Origin of the sequence: Noviherbaspirillum massiliense JC206 (genome assembly GCF_000312045.1) — a bacterium.
GTDB classification, from domain to species: Bacteria; Pseudomonadota; Gammaproteobacteria; order Burkholderiales; family Burkholderiaceae_D; genus Noviherbaspirillum; species Noviherbaspirillum massiliense.
The window spans coordinates 2,643,188-2,657,574 of record NZ_HE978634.1; the positions used below are offsets into that span (position 1 = coordinate 2,643,188).

The window sequence follows — 14,387 nt, forward strand, 5'->3', positions numbered from 1 at the left end:
ATGCCAGCTTCAGGATGCGCCGTGCTGGCGGCGATGCTCTTCGCAGCAGAACATTGCGCCGGAAGAGCTGACCACTGCTTCGGAAGCAGGCACGTGCACCCCGCAAAGCACGCATTGAACCATCGACTCGATGCGATCTTGTTCGGGTTGGCGCGCCCCGCTGCCCGAACTGTCCTGAGGGGCAGACAACTTCTTTATCCAGAATGCAATCAGGAATGCGAAGGCCAGCAGTACAAGCAATTTCATGCCAAGCCTCGGTGCAGAACGACTTCCAGCACGAAACGACTGCCGACATAGGCAAGCAGCAGCGTGGCAAAACCGGTGAGCGTGAAAGTCAAGGCTGTCTTGCCTCGCCAGCCGCGCCATTTCCTCCCCGCGAGGAGAAGGCCGAACAAGACCCAGGACAGCATGGTGAAGATATTCTTGTGGTCCCACTTGAAAGGTATGCCGAACAATTGCTCCGAGAATACGATCCCGGACAATACCGTAAGCGTCAGCAGACCGAAACCGAAAGCAATCAGGCGAAACAGCAGCTTTTCCATCGACAGCAGGGCCGGCAGCCGGTCGAGTGCCGCAGCCAGCCAGCCTTCGCGCAGCATTCCGCGACCGGTATGCAGTTTCGATTCCTGCAATGCCATCAAGACTGCATGAAAGGCAGCAATCGTCAGCGTGCTGTAGGCGAGAATCGCGATCGCAATATGCCAGGAGAACAAGGGAGATTTGCCGCTGAGCGGCACGACACTACCGGGGAACAGCGCGGGCAGAATGACCACCACTGCTGCGCTAGGCAGGACCAAGACCCGCAAGCCATCGAGGGCGAAATTGCGGTTTTCCAGCCAGTAGGCGGCCACGGTAATCCACAAGGTGGCCGACAGCATGACGGCAAATCCGACCCTCAGGGAGCCCGGTGCAAGCACGTCCGCCCACAACGCGCCGCCATGCAGAAGCCAGCCGGCCGCCGTGCCTGCCGCTATCGTGGCACGCCGGTCCGCCGGCAATATTGCGCAGCCAAGATAGAGCAAGGATGCCAAAACGAAGAAGTAGGTCTGCATCATGCACAGGAGATTGAGCGAACTTCGAGTTTACACCATGTAATTGCCTTCCCAACGGGCATAGGCATGGAGCGCAGCCGCTTGCAGTCCAATGCGCTGTCTGCACAACACCTTGTCTGCCACTGGCGTCCGGCTTGGGTCTGGATGATGCAAGCGTTTATGCATTGACAATTCCAATCCGGACCGCTGCATGGATAGGATTGCGCGCACCAGCGCCCAGGAAGAAAGGCTGGCAGCGTGCATCGGTTAAAATGAAAGCCTCATTCTGGCGCGCGTTCGTGCGCGCATCCCCAGCCCGAATACTTGATACATCACCATTTTTTATGCTCGACAATCTCACTCAACGCCTCGCCAAAGTTGTCAAAACCATGCGCGGCGAAGCCCGCCTCACTGAATCCAATACCGCCGAAATGCTGCGCGAAGTGCGCATGGCCTTGCTCGAAGCGGACGTAGCGCTACCCGTCGTGCGCGAATTCATTGCGCGAGTCAAGGAAAAGGCGGTCGGAGAGGAAGTGATCGGTTCCCTGACCCCAGGCCAGGCGCTCGTCGGCGTCGTGCAGCGCGAACTGGCTGCCATCATCGGCGCCGACCTCGGCCCGGACGCCTCCCAGCTGAATTTCGCCACCCAGCCTCCGGCTGTCATCCTGATGGCCGGCCTGCAAGGCGCCGGCAAGACCACGACCGTCGGCAAGCTGGCCAAATACTTGCGGGAAGAAAAAAAGAAAAAGGTGTTGACGGTATCCACCGACGTTTACCGACCGGCGGCGATCGGCCAGCTTGAAACGGTGACTGCCCAGGTCGGCGCCGATTTTTTTCCGTCCAAGCCCAGCGACAAGCCGGTCGATATTGCGGTTGCCGCCGTGGATTACGCCAGGAAGCATTACCACGACGTGCTCCTGATCGATACCGCCGGCCGCCTTGGCATCGATGAAGCCATGATGCAGGAAATCGCGGCGCTGCATGCCGCGGTCAAGCCGATTGAGACGCTGTTCGTCGTGGATGCCATGCTCGGCCAGGACGCGATCAATACCGCCAAGGCCTTCAACGATGCATTGCCGCTGACTGGCGTCGTCCTGACCAAGCTCGATGGCGATGCCCGCGGTGGCGCAGCGCTTTCGGTGCGTAACATCACCGGCAAGCCCATCAAATTCGCCGGCGTAGGCGAGAAGCTCGACGGACTGGAAGCCTTCGATCCGAACCGGATGGCCAACCGCATCCTCGGCATGGGGGACATCCTGGCGCTGGTGGAAGAAGCGCGCAAGGGCGTGGACATGGAGGCCGCCCAAGACCTGGCTCAGAAGATCAAGGGCGGCGGCAAGTTCGACCTGAACGACTTCAAGGCCCAACTCTCGCAGATGAAGAAGATGGGCGGTCTGGCCGGCCTGATGGACAAGCTGCCGGCCCAGTTCCAGCAGGCCGCCAGCGGCGCCAGTATGGATCAGGCAGAGAAGCAGGTGCGCCGGATGGAAGGCATCATCAATTCCATGACGCCGCAGGAACGCGCCAAGCCGGAATTGATCAAGGCTTCGCGCAAGCGCCGCATTGCTGCCGGCGCCGGCGTGCAGGTACAGGAGGTCAACCGCATGCTTTCCCAGTTCGAGCAGATGCAGTCGATGATGAAAAAGCTCAAGGGCGGCGGCATGATGAAAATGATGCGCAGCATGAAGGGCATGCTCCCGGGGATGCGCTGATCCTCTTCCGAGGTCGCAACGGTCTCGAATTCCTCATCTTCAGGCGAAGGAATGGGGTTGGGGAATTCGGGCCGGTCCGCATACTGGTCGACTGCCTATCCAAAGGGGTAGCGCTGTCCTTAGTTTTCCATGCTGGCCGGCGCTGATCTCCAGACTGTCCCCTCCTCCGCCAAGCCACTCTCCAATCTGACCCGCCCTCTGGCTGTACTACCACTACCCATCATTTGGGCGAGCCGTTCAGTCTCACAACGACGTCCATTCACACCGGGCACGCCCCCCCGGCGATCTGCAAAAAGTATGCAGCATAGAGTGCCGCTGAGTCTCGCGACGCCACTGTTTGCATCGCGCCTGCATCCTTTCACGCTCCCTCTGCAAAGCCAGTGGCGCCAAGCCCACAAATGCGAGAGAAAGCGTGCAAAAAAGACTTGCATACATGGCAAAACCGCACCACTATTAGCGGTGCGTAAATGACGCATATTCCCAACACACTTTGTGAAGGAGGCTTGAAGATGGCAACAGCCAAAAAGTCCGCGGCCAAACCAGCCGCCAAGAAGGCCGCTGCGAAAAAACCGGCAGCAAAGCCGGCAGCCAAAAAGGCTGCAGCTAAACCCGCCGCAAAAAAAGCAGCTCCCGCCAAGAAGGCAGCAGCAAAGCCGGTAGCGAAAAAAGCGGCAGCAAAACCGGCAGTGAAGAAAGCTGCCCCGGCAAAGAAGGCAGCAGCAAAGAAAGCCGCTCCAGCCAAGAAAGCGGCAGCAAAGAAGACCCCGCGCAAACCTAACGCCGCATTCATGAAGCCGATGACCCCCTCGCCGGTACTCGGCGCTGTAATCGGTGCCAATCCGGTTCCGCGTACCGAAGTGACCAAGAAGGTCTGGGACTACATCAAGAAAAATAAACTGCAGGATGAAGCCAACAAGCGCATGATCAATGCCGACGATAAGCTGAAAGCCGTGTTTGGCGGTAAGAAGCAAGTGTCGATGTTTGAGATGACGAAGCTCATCAACGGCCACCTGCAATAATTTCTTTCCAAGAGCCAAAACAAAAACGCCCGCATTGCGCGGGCGTTTTTGTTGGTGTATACCCTGCGTAGGTGCTTCCTGCACCTGATTGGTGGGGGACCATCAAGTAGCTGCTATTGATCCCCCTTGTATTCCCACTGCTTCCATGCGGCCAGAACCGCATTCGGATATTCCGGCCGACCGCGACTCCCGTTGTACCGCCCCAGTGCAAGAAAGAGATTGCCGCCCTCCATATCGATATACATGCGCAGGATCGAGCAGCCGTAGCGCAGATTGGTCTGCATGTGGAACAGCTTGGCACGGTCTCCATCGCCAATCACGCGCGTCCAGAACGGCATGACCTGCATGTAACCATGAGCGCCGACCGGCGATACGGCATATTTGCGGAAGGCCGATTCCACCTGGATCAGGCCGAGCACCAGCGCCGGTTCGAGCCCTGCCCGCTTCGCCTCGTACCACGCAGTTTCCAGGAATTCGCGCCGCACCTGCCGGTCAGGCAGCCTTTTCTTCAGGCGCTCCGACATCTCTCCTAGCCAGCGCAGATAGTGGATGCGTTCCCGAATGTCTGAAAATTGCGGTTTGGGCGGGCGGGCATCGGTGATCGCGTTGGCCAAGGCAATGCGTACCGAGTCTGCAAGCGCTTCTTCCTTCTGGTTGCCGGCGCCGGCATGGGTGCAGGTCAGCAGCGCCGCGACAGCCAGGACGCGGCGCAACGGCAGGCTCAGAACCACGAGTCGCCAACCTCAGGCTGCAAGTTTGGCCTTGATGAAATCCAGCATTTGCCCGGACGGAACGGCGGTTGCTGCCGCATCCCTGCGGGCCTGGTATTCAAGCTTGCCTTCCTTGAGCCCACGCTCGCCGATCACCACGCGATGCGGTACGCCGATCAGTTCCCAATCGGCGAGCATGGCACCCGGGCGCTCGCCGCGATCATCCAGGATCACGTCGACGCCCGCTGCCGCCAAGCCGGCATACAGCTTGTCGGCTTCGGACCGGACGGCTTCGCTGCGGTCATAACCCATCGGGCACACCACGACCTCGAAAGGCGCGATCGCCGCAGGCCAGATGATGCCCTTATCGTCGAAATTCTGTTCGATCGCCGCGCCCAGGATACGGGTCACGCCGATGCCGTAGCAGCCCATCTGCATCAGCTGGGGTTTGCCGGATTCGTCGAGGTAGGTCGCTTCCATGTCCTTGGAATAGCGCGTGCCGAGCTGGAACACGTGACCGACTTCGATCCCGCGCTGGATGGCCAGTACGCCTTTGCCATCCGGGGATGGATCGCCCTCGACCACATTGCGCAGGTCGGCCACGATCGGTTCCGGCATGTCCCTGCCCCAGTTCGCGCCGGTGTAATGGAAATCGACCTGGTTGGCGCCGCACACGAAATCGCTCATGTTGGCAACAGTGCGGTCGGCCACCACATTGACCGGTTTCTGGGTGCCAATCGGACCGAGGTAACCGGGCGGCGTGCCGAACCATTCCACGATTTCCGCATCGCTTGCAAAGCGGTACTCGCTCAGGCCGGGAACCTTGCTCGCCTTTACTTCATTCAATTCATGGTCGCCGCGCAGAAGGAGCAGCCAGATTTCCTTCTTGGTCGTGCCTTCCTGCTCGCGCTCTACAGTGAGCACGATCGACTTGACGGTGCGCTCCAGGGGCAGGCCGAGCAGCTTGGCCACGTCTTCGCACTTAGCTTTGCCCGGAGTGGGTGTCTTGGTCAGCGCCTCGGTGGGAGACGGACGGGAATCAGTTAAAGCAACTGCCTCGGCCGCTTCCATGTTGGCGGCATAGTCGGAAGTCGGGCAGTAGACCAGTGCATCCTCGCCAGTATCCGCAATGACGTGGAACTCATGCGAGCCCGATCCGCCGATCGCGCCGTTATCCGCCGCGACAGCCCGGAACTGCAGGCCGAAGCGGTTGAAGATGCTTACATAAGCGTCATACATGATCTTGTACGACTTCTGCATGCCCTGCACATCGCGGTCGAAGGAATAGGCGTCCTTCATCGTGAATTCGCGTCCGCGCATCAGGCCGAAACGCGGCCGGCGTTCGTCACGGAACTTGGTCTGGATGTGATAAAAGTTGAGCGGCAACTGACGGTAGGATTTGATCTCGGTGCGTACAACGTCAGTAATCACTTCTTCCGAGGTCGGCTGGATGGCGTAATCGCGGCCATGGCGATCCTTGACCCGCATCAGTTCCGGTCCCATCTTGTCCCAACGTCCGGTCTCTTGCCAGAGTTCGGCAGGCTGGACAACCGGCATCAGCAATTCGATTGCGCCGGCGCGGTTCATTTCCTCGCGAATAATGTTTTCGACCTTGCGGATCACGCGCAAACCCATCGGCATGTAGGTGTATATGCCGGATCCGAGGCGTTTGATCATGCCCGCGCGGACCATCAGTTTGTGGCTGATGATTTCTGCGTCGGAAGGGGCTTCTTTAAGGGTAGAAATAAAAAATCGTGAGGCGCGCATGGCGGTGAATTCTTTTTAAAAAGAGAGAGTTATAATCGACTCAATTTTAAAGGATTAGCTGGCTGATGCACCCATTCTTCGAACAATTGATTCACGAGAGCGAACCTGTTCGGCGTGAACACGACTCCCGGACAAGGCGATTCGTGCCAGATTTGTAATGAGAGAGATGCAGCGGCCGCAGAAAGTTTGAGGTGCACTATGCTGGACCGTGAAGGCTTCCGCCCGAACGTCGGCATCATCCTGCTTAATACCAATAATGAGGTATGGTGGGGCAAGCGAGTGCGCGAGCATTCCTGGCAATTCCCCCAAGGCGGGATCAAGTTCGGCGAGACGCCGGAACAGGCAATGTTCCGGGAACTGGAAGAAGAAATCGGCCTGAGGGCGGAACACGTCAAGATCCTCGGCCGCACACGCGACTGGCTGCGCTATGAGGTGCCCGACCGTTTTATCAAAAGGGAAATCCGTGGCCATTACCGGGGCCAGAAGCAAATCTGGTTCCTGTTGCGCATGGTAGGCCGTGATTGCGACATCAATTTGCGTCTTACCGAGCATCCCGAATTTGATGCATGGCGCTGGCATGACTACTGGGTGCCGCTGGATGTGGTCATCGAATTCAAGCGCGATGTTTACCGAAAGGCGCTGCAGGAACTGTCGCGCTTTGTGACTCGGCCCGCCCAGCAAAATCATGGGCAGCGTCATGGTGCCCGGTACTTGCGCCAAACCCACCCGGCACGCTCCTCGGCCGAACCGAGCCCGCATGCGGCCAAACCCAAAGAGAAATAATTCCGGCTGATGCTCTCCAATAATTCATTCAATGCATATCCGGCAAACCGCTCGCGCCCGGCATGGAAGCAAGCACGGCTTGCCGCCATTTTCCTGGCCATGGCAACGCTCTGGCACGGCGCGTGGGCGCAGTCGCAGTTTGAAAAGGATTTCGACGATCAGGAAAAACCTTGGCAGGAAATTGCGGTGCAATTCCCTTCGGCACCGAATAACGAGAATTTGCTGCCTTTCTACGTCAGCCCGACCGCAACCCAGTCATTCGCAATCGATGCGCATTCGGTATCAGTCGGCACCGATGGCGTGATTCGCTACACCTTGGTGGCTCGCAGCGAAGAGGGGGCAACCAACATCAGCTATGAAGGCGTCCGCTGCCAGTCGTTTGAGAAAAAGCTGTATGCCTTTGGCCGTCCCGATGGTTCATGGTCGCGCTCCCGTCGTAATCAGTGGGAGCCGATTCCGACGAAGGTCGCGAATCGCCAGCATGCGGCACTTGCGCTGGATTATTTTTGCCAAGGAAATACTGTAGCCGGGAAGGCAGAGGATATTGTGAAAAGGATCCGCTACAAGCAACCGTTATCGGAACAAAGATAACGGAGTTAAGGCAGCCCCTTTAGTTCACAAGCCATCATCGGGCCACAAGTCATCATCGGGCACGCTGCCTCGTCTTTCCATCCCTGCAAACAAGCATGGAACAGCGGCCCTGAAAGTATGATTTACAGCAAGACCATGTTGTCGCGGTGAATCAGTTCCGGCTCTTCAACAAAGCCGAGAATGGCGGGAATCTCCCCTGACGGGTGGCGCATGATGCGACGTGCGTCTGAACTGCTGTAGTTCGTCATGCCGCGTGCAACTGCTCGTCCCGCTTCATCGATGCAGGTGATAACGTCACCTCTGCCGAATTCACCACTGACTTCAATGACGCCTATAGGCAGCAGGGATTTGCCTTCATGGGTGAGTTTCTGGACGGCACCCGCGTCGAGCATGACCTTGCCGGCAGTTTGCAGATGGTCGGCCATCCATTGCTTCCGTGCAGTCAATTGCGCCGTCTGCGCAACCAACTGGGTACCGATCGCTTCACCGTGCGCCAGCCGTACCAGCACTTGGTGTTCTCGCCCCCAGGCGATGACTGTGTGGGCACCTGAAGTCGCAGCCCGCTTTGCAGCCAGGATCTTGGTCAGCATGCCTCCGCGTCCGATACCAGTGCCGGCACCGCCTGCCATTGCTTCGAGAGCAGGGTCGCCTGCCTTGGCTTCGTGTACGAATTGCGCATTCGGGTCCTTGCGCGGATCGGCAGTGTACAGTCCCTTCTGGTCGGTCAGGATGACCAGCGCATCGCCTTCGATGAGATTCGCCACCAGAGCACCCAGTGTGTCATTGTCTCCAAACTTGATCTCATCCGTGACAACGGTGTCATTCTCGTTGATGATCGGCACCACCCCGAAGTGCAGCAAGGTGAAGAGCGTCGAGCGTGCATTCAGGTAGCGTTCACGGTCCGCCAAGTCGGCATGGGTCAGCAGTACCTGGGCAGTCCGAATATGATGCTGGCGGAAACTCGTCTCGTAGATTTGCGCCAGTCCCATCTGCCCGACTGCAGCGCAAGCCTGCAACTCGTGGATGCCTGTCGGCCTCTTGTCGAACCCCAAACGCTGCATGCCTTCCGCGATTGCGCCCGAGCTTACCAAGACCACCTCTTTGCCCAGCGCGCGCAGTTGCGCGATCTGCTCGGCCCACTTGGCGATGGCCCCATTGTCGAGCCCTTTGCCATCGTTGGTGACGAGTGAAGAGCCTACTTTGATGATGATGCGCTTGGCGTTCTGGATGACGGAATTCATGCTTTGTGTTGAACCAGGATTCGGAAAAACCATTGATGCGCGGATTGCCGAGCTACGTCAGGAAATTGCGCAAGCGCCTCGACCGCGCAACGCCTCGGTGGGGCGCCAACGCATCCAACCGCCATTGGCAGCCTTTCCTGCACCTAGTCCCATCAGTGATCAATCAGCTTGAAACGCGGGTCGTCGGGGTCGATCGATGCAATGCCTCGCGCCTCTTCCGCCATCCGGGTTTCTTCTGCACGGTGCTCCTGCTGACGCTGTTCAGCTAGGTAATCGTAGATCGCGACGATCAATTCTTCGCACCCTTCGCGGGTCAAGGCCGAGATTTCGAACACAGGCCCTTTCCAGCCGAAGCGCTTCACAAAATCCTTGACGCGTTTTCCGCGCTCCGCCTCCGGCACCATGTCCAGCTTGTTCAAGACCAGCCAGCGCGGCTTTTCGAACAGCGATTCGTCGTATTTCTTCAATTCCTTGACGATCGCCTTCGCTTCCTTCACCGGATCTACCGTATCCTCGAACGGCGCGAGGTCGACGATGTGCAGCAACAGGCGGGTGCGCTGCAGGTGGCGCAGAAACTGGTGCCCGAGGCCGGCGCCCTCTGCCGCGCCCTCGATCAGTCCCGGAATGTCCGCGATTACGAAGCTCTTTTCATGACTGACGCGGACGACGCCAAGGTTCGGATGCAGCGTGGTAAACGGATAATCGGCGATTTTTGGGCGGGCGTTGGATACAGCCGAAATGAAAGTCGACTTGCCTGCGTTCGGCATGCCGAGCAGGCCCACATCGGCCAGGACTTTCAACTCCAGCTTCAACTCACGCTGCTCGCCCGGCTTGCCGTCGGTCTTCTGGCGTGGCGCCCGGTTGGTGGAAGACTTGAAATGAATATTGCCCCACCCACCTTCGCCGCCCTTGGCGAGCAATGCCACCTGCCCGTGCTCGGTGAGGTCTGCAACTATTTCACCGCTGTTCTGATCCGTGATCAAGGTCCCGACAGGCATGCGCAGCATCACATCATCCGCGCCCTTGCCGTAGCAATCAGATCCGCGGCCGTTCTCGCCATTGCGAGCCCTGTGCAGTTTGGAGTAGCGGTAATCGACCAGGGTATTGATGTTGCGGTCGGCAACGGCCCAAATGCTGCCGCCCTTGCCGCCATCTCCCCCATCGGGCCCGCCAAATGGCCTGAATTTTTCACGGCAAAACGACGCGACGCCGTTGCCGCCGTCTCCAGCAATTACTTCGATTTTTGCTTCGTCGATAAACTTCATATTTTTGCCGCCAAAAACGAAAAAGGCCCTACCGCCGGCAGAGCCTTTTGATGAGAGGCTTTCGCCTTATGTCACGCCAAGTCAGCCTGACGCGATCAAGCAGGCTCAACCATGACAATGTGACGCTGCAGAGCACCTTTGGTGGTGAACTTCACCTTGCCGTCGACCAGCGCAAACAAGGTGTGGTCCTTGCCGATGCCGACGTTTTCACCGGGGTGCATGCGCGTACCGCGCTGGCGCACGATAATGCCACCCGCATTGATGCTTTGGCCGCCATAAACCTTGACGCCCAGGCGTTTCGACTCGGAATCGCGACCGTTGCGTGTAGTGCCGCCGCCTTTTTTGTGTGCCATTTAGAGACTCCTTGGTTTCCGGTTAGCTCGACACGCTTAAGCGTTGATCGAGACGATTTGCAGTTCGGTGTAATTTTGGCGATGGCCCTGACGCTTCTGGTAGTGCTTGCGGCGGCGCATCTTGAAAATTTTGACCTTATCGTGGCGACCGTGCGCCACTACCGTAGCCTGGACCTTGGCACCATTAACCAGCGGCGCACCAAATTTGATGGTGTCACCAGCACCCACTGCGAGCACTTGATCAAGGGTGATTTCGGAACCAATGTCAGCCGGTATCTGTTCTACTTTAAGTTTTTCGCCAGCAGCAACCTTGTATTGTTTGCCGCCGGTTTTTATGACCGCGTACATGTGAAACCTCATCAAATGATTAACAAAGATTTTTCCGCACCGCCAAATACCTAGGCAAATCGCGAAAACTTCCAATTATACATACACTTAGAATCGAAGTCAAAGCCACCTCGTAACCGAAAGCGCGCGCCACCCGCTACCCCTTCCACTTTTTCGAGGTTTGCGCATATTCCTGCGAATGCGAATTGTCATCGTATAATTCTCCTAATTCTCGAAATCTTGCTTTGCAGGTTTTATTTTGTCTGCCGCCCCCCAACCATCCACACAACACAAAATCACGCATTCGATTGCCGCAGACATGGAGGCCGTTAACACGGTTATCCGGCGGCGCTTGCGCTCGGACGTGCCGCTTGTTAATCAGATTGCGGAATACATTATCAGCGCAGGAGGAAAGCGGATTCGTCCGGCGCTCGTTCTGATGATTGCCAATGCATTCGGATATCGGGGCACTCATCATCATGAACTGGCGGCCGTCATTGAGTTCATCCATACCGCAACACTGCTTCACGATGACGTGGTGGACGAATCCTCGCTGCGCCGCGGACGCCAAACCGCCAATGCCATGTTCGGCAATGCCGCTTCGGTGCTGGTAGGTGACTTTCTCTATTCACGCGCCTTCCAGATGATGGTTGCCGTCGGCAACATGCGAATCATGGAAATACTCGCCGATGCGACGAATGTCATTGCAGAGGGAGAGGTGCTGCAACTGCTGAACATGCATGACCCGGATGTGACGGAAGAGCGCTATTTGCAAGTCATCCGCTCCAAGACAGCCAAGCTCTTTGAGGCAGCCGCCCAACTGGGTGCACTGATCGCCGGCGCTCCGGAAGAAGCAATAGCTGCCGCAGCAGAATTCGGCAGGTCCATAGGAACGGCATTCCAGCTGATCGACGATATGCTGGATTACTCGGGAAATGCGGCGGACATCGGCAAAAATGTGGGGGATGACCTGCGAGAAGGGAAGCCGACTCTGCCCCTGATTTATTTGATGCAAAACGGCACGCCTCAACAGAGACAATTAGTGCGCGCCTGTATCGAAACGGGGGATGAGAGCCATTTTGACGAAATTCTGTCCGCAATCACATCATCCGGCGCATTAGCATATACAAAGCGCGAAGCCGATAAAGCAGCGGAACAAGCGGCAACTGCGATTGCCACTCTACCTGATAGCAAATTTAAGGATTCCCTGCTACAATTATGCGCTTTCGCAGTGAACCGCAGTTACTGAGCAACTCAATTCAGTACACGTTCCTGCAATCGGGGTGTAGCTTAGCCTGGTAGAGCGCTACGTTCGGGACGTAGAGGCCGGAGGTTCGAATCCTCTCACCCCGACCACAGAATTACAAACAGCGGGTTACCTACCCGCTGTTTTTGTTTTCGGAACCCTAACCCGGAGCAGGGATTTTGACGGTGAAGGCGCGTTCGGGGCAGAAAGGCTGCCGCTTCGAATCCACTTGCCTCCATGAAGCATTGCTTCATATCCAATGAATGCCCCACGCGGGAATGATTTCGAACGTTACCGCATCATCAAAGTCACGGCATCTTTTCTAACGCCCCTCGCCTGACTTCGCTTTCCGACGTTTCCACTTCTACCGAACTACGTCTAACAGCTTCCCATTCTTGGCATACCGGCTTCAATAATGTCGTTCAGCCAAGCCAAACTTCGGTCGCGCCATAAAGGTCAATTGCAATGAGCAGCTTGCCGGGTTTGCGGGCCGACTCGGCAATAATGTGACAATCTGCCACATTGTCTTTACAAAAAAAATGCCCAGAGGCATCATCTATTGCAAATTAACAGGCTACTGGCGCAATTTTCCCCACAATTTATGGCCGCAGTTCTTCCAAATTCGGTTTCTGGCGTTGCTGTGTCCGGGTTGGCACGCGCCTTGGTCCAGGCCGGCCGACTGCAGGCGGCGCAGGCGGAAGCCTTGAACAAACAAGCAATTGCAGACAAGACGCCGTTCATTGATGTGCTTCTGGACAGTCGCGCCATCGACGCACGCTCTCTCGCAATGTTTTGTGCCGATACGTTCGGCTATCCGGCGCTGGATCTTTCAGCTTTCAATCCCAGCTTTCTGCAGGAAAATGTCATCAGCACCAAGCTGATGCAAAGTCAGCGGGTCCTTGCTTTGGCAAAGCGCGGCAACAAACTGTCTGTCGCCATTTCTGACCCGACCAATACTCAGACCCTAGACCAAATCAAGTTTCAGACCGAGCTGACAGTCGAGCCGGTCATTGTCGAGCACCCCGCTCTTCTCAAGCTGATCGACAAGCTCGGGCAGAGTACGGAGCAGAATCTCGAGACTCTCATCGGCGACGATCTTGATGTCGAATTGTCCGAGGAGGGGACAGCCGAACCGGGCGACGCAGCTACTGCCGATATCGATGACGCACCGGTCGTCAAGTTTTTACAGAAAATTCTGCTGGACGCGATCAACATGGGCGCGTCCGACCTTCACTTCGAACCATTTGAAAAGTTTTACCGAATCCGCTTCCGGGTCGACGGCGTGTTGCAGGAAATTGCGCAACCGCCACTGGCAATCAAGGAAAAGCTGGCGTCCCGCATCAAGGTCATTTCCAAGCTCGATATTTCGGAAAAACGGGTGCCGCAAGACGGTCGCATGAAGCTGGTGGTATCCAAAAACCGGACCATCGATTTCCGCGTAAGCACGCTGCCGACGCTGTTCGGCGAAAAGATCGTAATGCGTATCTTGGATGCGACTCAGGCGCAAATGGGCATCGATGCGCTCGGATACGATCCTGATCAGAAGGAACTCCTGCTCGACGCAATCCACCGTCCCTACGGCATGGTGCTCGTCACCGGGCCAACCGGTTCCGGCAAGACGGTATCGCTCTATACCTGCTTGAACATTCTGAATAAGCCGGGCATCAATATCTCGACGGCAGAAGACCCTGCCGAAATCAATCTTCCCGGCGTCAATCAGGTGAACGTGAATGACAAGGCCGGACTGACGTTTGCTGCCGCGCTGAAATCCTTCCTGCGACAGGACCCCGATATCATCATGGTCGGCGAGATTCGAGATCTCGAGACTGCGGACATCGCCATCAAGGCCGCACAAACCGGTCACATGGTGTTTTCAACACTGCATACTAACGATGCTCCGTCGACCCTCACCCGCTTGATGAATATGGGCGTGGCGCCGTTCAATATTGCGTCTTCTGTCATCATGATCACTGCTCAGCGCTTGGCGCGCCGGCTGTGTACCTGCAAGCAACCCACCTCCATTCCTGACGAGACGCTGCTCGAGGCGGGTTTTCAGGAAGACGAACTGGATGGTACCTGGGTGCCCTACAAACCCGTCGGGTGCGAGCGCTGCAACGGCAGCGGATACAAAGGACGGGTCGGCATCTATCAGATCATGCCGATTACCGAAGATATCGAGCGCATCATTCTGGCGCACGGCACGGCACTTGAGATCGAAGAGCAGGCAAGGCGCGATGGCGTGAAAACCTTGCGCGAAGCTGGCCTTGTCAAGGTCAAACAGGGATTGACCAGCCTGGAAGAAGTGCTCAGCTGCACCAATGAATAGTTGAAGGGGAGAAGGA

The 14,387-nt window shown here is 57.1% G+C and carries 14 protein-coding genes and 1 tRNA gene; 7 read left to right on the forward strand and 8 right to left on the reverse strand.

The genetic code is table 11. From position 1 onward, the window contains the following. Positions 1-9: 9 nt before the first annotated feature. Complete coding sequence (locus HGHM_RS21295) at positions 10-246, reverse strand: PP0621 family protein (protein WP_019141956.1); 237 nt, start codon at positions 244-246, stop codon at positions 10-12. Continuing rightward, on the reverse strand, positions 243-1,052 hold the full coding sequence (locus HGHM_RS12920) for a cytochrome C assembly family protein (protein ID WP_026075986.1): 810 nt from the start codon (positions 1,050-1,052) through the stop codon (positions 243-245). Before HGHM_RS12920 ends, HGHM_RS21295 begins: the two co-directional genes overlap by 4 nt. Positions 1,053-1,375: 323 nt before the next feature. Between HGHM_RS12920 and ffh the strand changes: the two genes are divergently transcribed. Next, complete coding sequence (ffh, locus tag HGHM_RS12930; RefSeq protein WP_019141959.1) at positions 1,376-2,743, forward strand: signal recognition particle protein; 1,368 nt, start codon at positions 1,376-1,378, stop codon at positions 2,741-2,743. Between the two features lie 509 nt (positions 2,744-3,252). Continuing rightward, positions 3,253-3,762 (forward strand): SWIB/MDM2 domain-containing protein, encoded by a 510-nt coding sequence (locus tag HGHM_RS12935; protein WP_019141960.1) that lies wholly within the window; start codon positions 3,253-3,255, stop codon positions 3,760-3,762. A 113-nt stretch (positions 3,763-3,875) separates the two neighbouring features. Here the strand turns inward: HGHM_RS12935 and HGHM_RS12940 are convergent, their stop codons facing one another. Then, entirely contained in the window at positions 3,876-4,487 is a 612-nt protein-coding gene (locus HGHM_RS12940) for a lytic transglycosylase domain-containing protein (RefSeq protein WP_245549265.1), read from the reverse strand. 18 nt (positions 4,488-4,505) lie between these two features. Beyond that, complete coding sequence (locus HGHM_RS12945; RefSeq protein WP_026075987.1) at positions 4,506-6,239, reverse strand: proline--tRNA ligase; 1,734 nt, start codon at positions 6,237-6,239, stop codon at positions 4,506-4,508. 198 nt (positions 6,240-6,437) lie between these two features. Here HGHM_RS12945 and HGHM_RS12950 point away from each other — a divergent pair, with 198 nt between their 5' ends. Next, positions 6,438-7,022 carry an RNA pyrophosphohydrolase gene (locus HGHM_RS12950; protein WP_019141963.1) on the forward strand — a complete coding sequence of 195 codons (585 nt, stop codon included), beginning with the start codon at positions 6,438-6,440 and terminating at the stop codon, positions 7,020-7,022. Between the two features lie 9 nt (positions 7,023-7,031). Beyond that, the gene (locus HGHM_RS12955; RefSeq protein ID WP_019141964.1) at positions 7,032-7,613 is read left to right on the forward strand and encodes a CNP1-like family protein; all 582 of its coding nucleotides are present in this window, start codon (positions 7,032-7,034) and stop codon (positions 7,611-7,613) included. Between the two features lie 122 nt (positions 7,614-7,735). Here HGHM_RS12955 and proB read toward each other — a convergent pair whose 3' ends face one another. From proB to rplU, 4 genes are all read right to left on the reverse strand, one after another. Further along, positions 7,736-8,854 carry a glutamate 5-kinase gene (gene proB / locus HGHM_RS12960; protein WP_019141965.1) on the reverse strand — a complete coding sequence of 373 codons (1,119 nt, stop codon included), beginning with the start codon at positions 8,852-8,854 and terminating at the stop codon, positions 7,736-7,738. Between the two features lie 152 nt (positions 8,855-9,006). Beyond that, positions 9,007-10,119 carry an Obg family GTPase CgtA gene (gene cgtA, locus HGHM_RS12965; protein ID WP_019141966.1) on the reverse strand — a complete coding sequence of 371 codons (1,113 nt, stop codon included), beginning with the start codon at positions 10,117-10,119 and terminating at the stop codon, positions 9,007-9,009. Positions 10,120-10,214: 95 nt separating this feature from the next. Continuing rightward, positions 10,215-10,472, reverse strand: coding sequence for a 50S ribosomal protein L27 (gene rpmA / locus HGHM_RS12970; RefSeq protein WP_019141967.1), 258 nt, complete (start codon positions 10,470-10,472; stop codon positions 10,215-10,217). Between the two features lie 36 nt (positions 10,473-10,508). Continuing rightward, positions 10,509-10,820, reverse strand: a complete 312-nt coding sequence (rplU, locus tag HGHM_RS12975) for a 50S ribosomal protein L21 (protein WP_019141968.1) — start codon at positions 10,818-10,820, stop codon at positions 10,509-10,511. Positions 10,821-11,058: 238 nt separating this feature from the next. On the opposite strand from rplU, the gene ispB reads away from it, so the two are divergent. The 3 genes from ispB to pilB all read left to right on the forward strand — a co-directional run bounded on the left by ispB (position 11,059) and on the right by pilB (position 14,371). Then, on the forward strand, positions 11,059-12,048 hold the full coding sequence (gene ispB / locus HGHM_RS12980; protein ID WP_034348520.1) for an octaprenyl diphosphate synthase: 990 nt from the start codon (positions 11,059-11,061) through the stop codon (positions 12,046-12,048). A gap of 30 nt (positions 12,049-12,078) precedes the next feature. Further along, positions 12,079-12,155 (forward strand) — tRNA-Pro (locus tag HGHM_RS12985). Positions 12,156-12,646: 491 nt separating this feature from the next. Then, a complete protein-coding gene (gene pilB, locus HGHM_RS12990) occupies positions 12,647-14,371 on the forward strand; it encodes a type IV-A pilus assembly ATPase PilB (RefSeq protein WP_051155297.1) in 1,725 nt (574 codons plus the stop codon). Positions 14,372-14,387 lie beyond the last annotated feature (16 nt).

Excerpts from the sequence above, each read along its gene's own strand:
- HGHM_RS21295 (WP_019141956.1), bottom strand. The coding sequence starts at position 246 with ATGAAATTGCTTGTACTGCTGGCCTTCGCATTCCTGATTGCATTCTGG.
- HGHM_RS12920 (WP_026075986.1), bottom strand. The coding sequence starts at position 1,052 with ATGCAGACCTACTTCTTCGTTTTGGCATCCTTGCTCTATCTTGGCTGC.
- ffh (WP_019141959.1), top strand. The coding sequence starts at position 1,376 with ATGCTCGACAATCTCACTCAACGCCTCGCCAAAGTTGTCAAAACCATG.
- HGHM_RS12935 (WP_019141960.1), top strand. The coding sequence starts at position 3,253 with ATGGCAACAGCCAAAAAGTCCGCGGCCAAACCAGCCGCCAAGAAGGCC.
- HGHM_RS12945 (WP_026075987.1), bottom strand. The coding sequence starts at position 6,239 with ATGCGCGCCTCACGATTTTTTATTTCTACCCTTAAAGAAGCCCCTTCC.
- HGHM_RS12950 (WP_019141963.1), top strand. The coding sequence starts at position 6,438 with ATGCTGGACCGTGAAGGCTTCCGCCCGAACGTCGGCATCATCCTGCTT.
- HGHM_RS12955 (WP_019141964.1), top strand. The coding sequence starts at position 7,032 with ATGCTCTCCAATAATTCATTCAATGCATATCCGGCAAACCGCTCGCGC.
- proB (WP_019141965.1), bottom strand. The coding sequence starts at position 8,854 with ATGAATTCCGTCATCCAGAACGCCAAGCGCATCATCATCAAAGTAGGC.
- cgtA (WP_019141966.1), bottom strand. The coding sequence starts at position 10,119 with ATGAAGTTTATCGACGAAGCAAAAATCGAAGTAATTGCTGGAGACGGC.
- rpmA (WP_019141967.1), bottom strand. The coding sequence starts at position 10,472 with ATGGCACACAAAAAAGGCGGCGGCACTACACGCAACGGTCGCGATTCC.
- rplU (WP_019141968.1), bottom strand. The coding sequence starts at position 10,820 with ATGTACGCGGTCATAAAAACCGGCGGCAAACAATACAAGGTTGCTGCT.
- pilB (WP_051155297.1), top strand. The coding sequence starts at position 12,647 with ATGGCCGCAGTTCTTCCAAATTCGGTTTCTGGCGTTGCTGTGTCCGGG.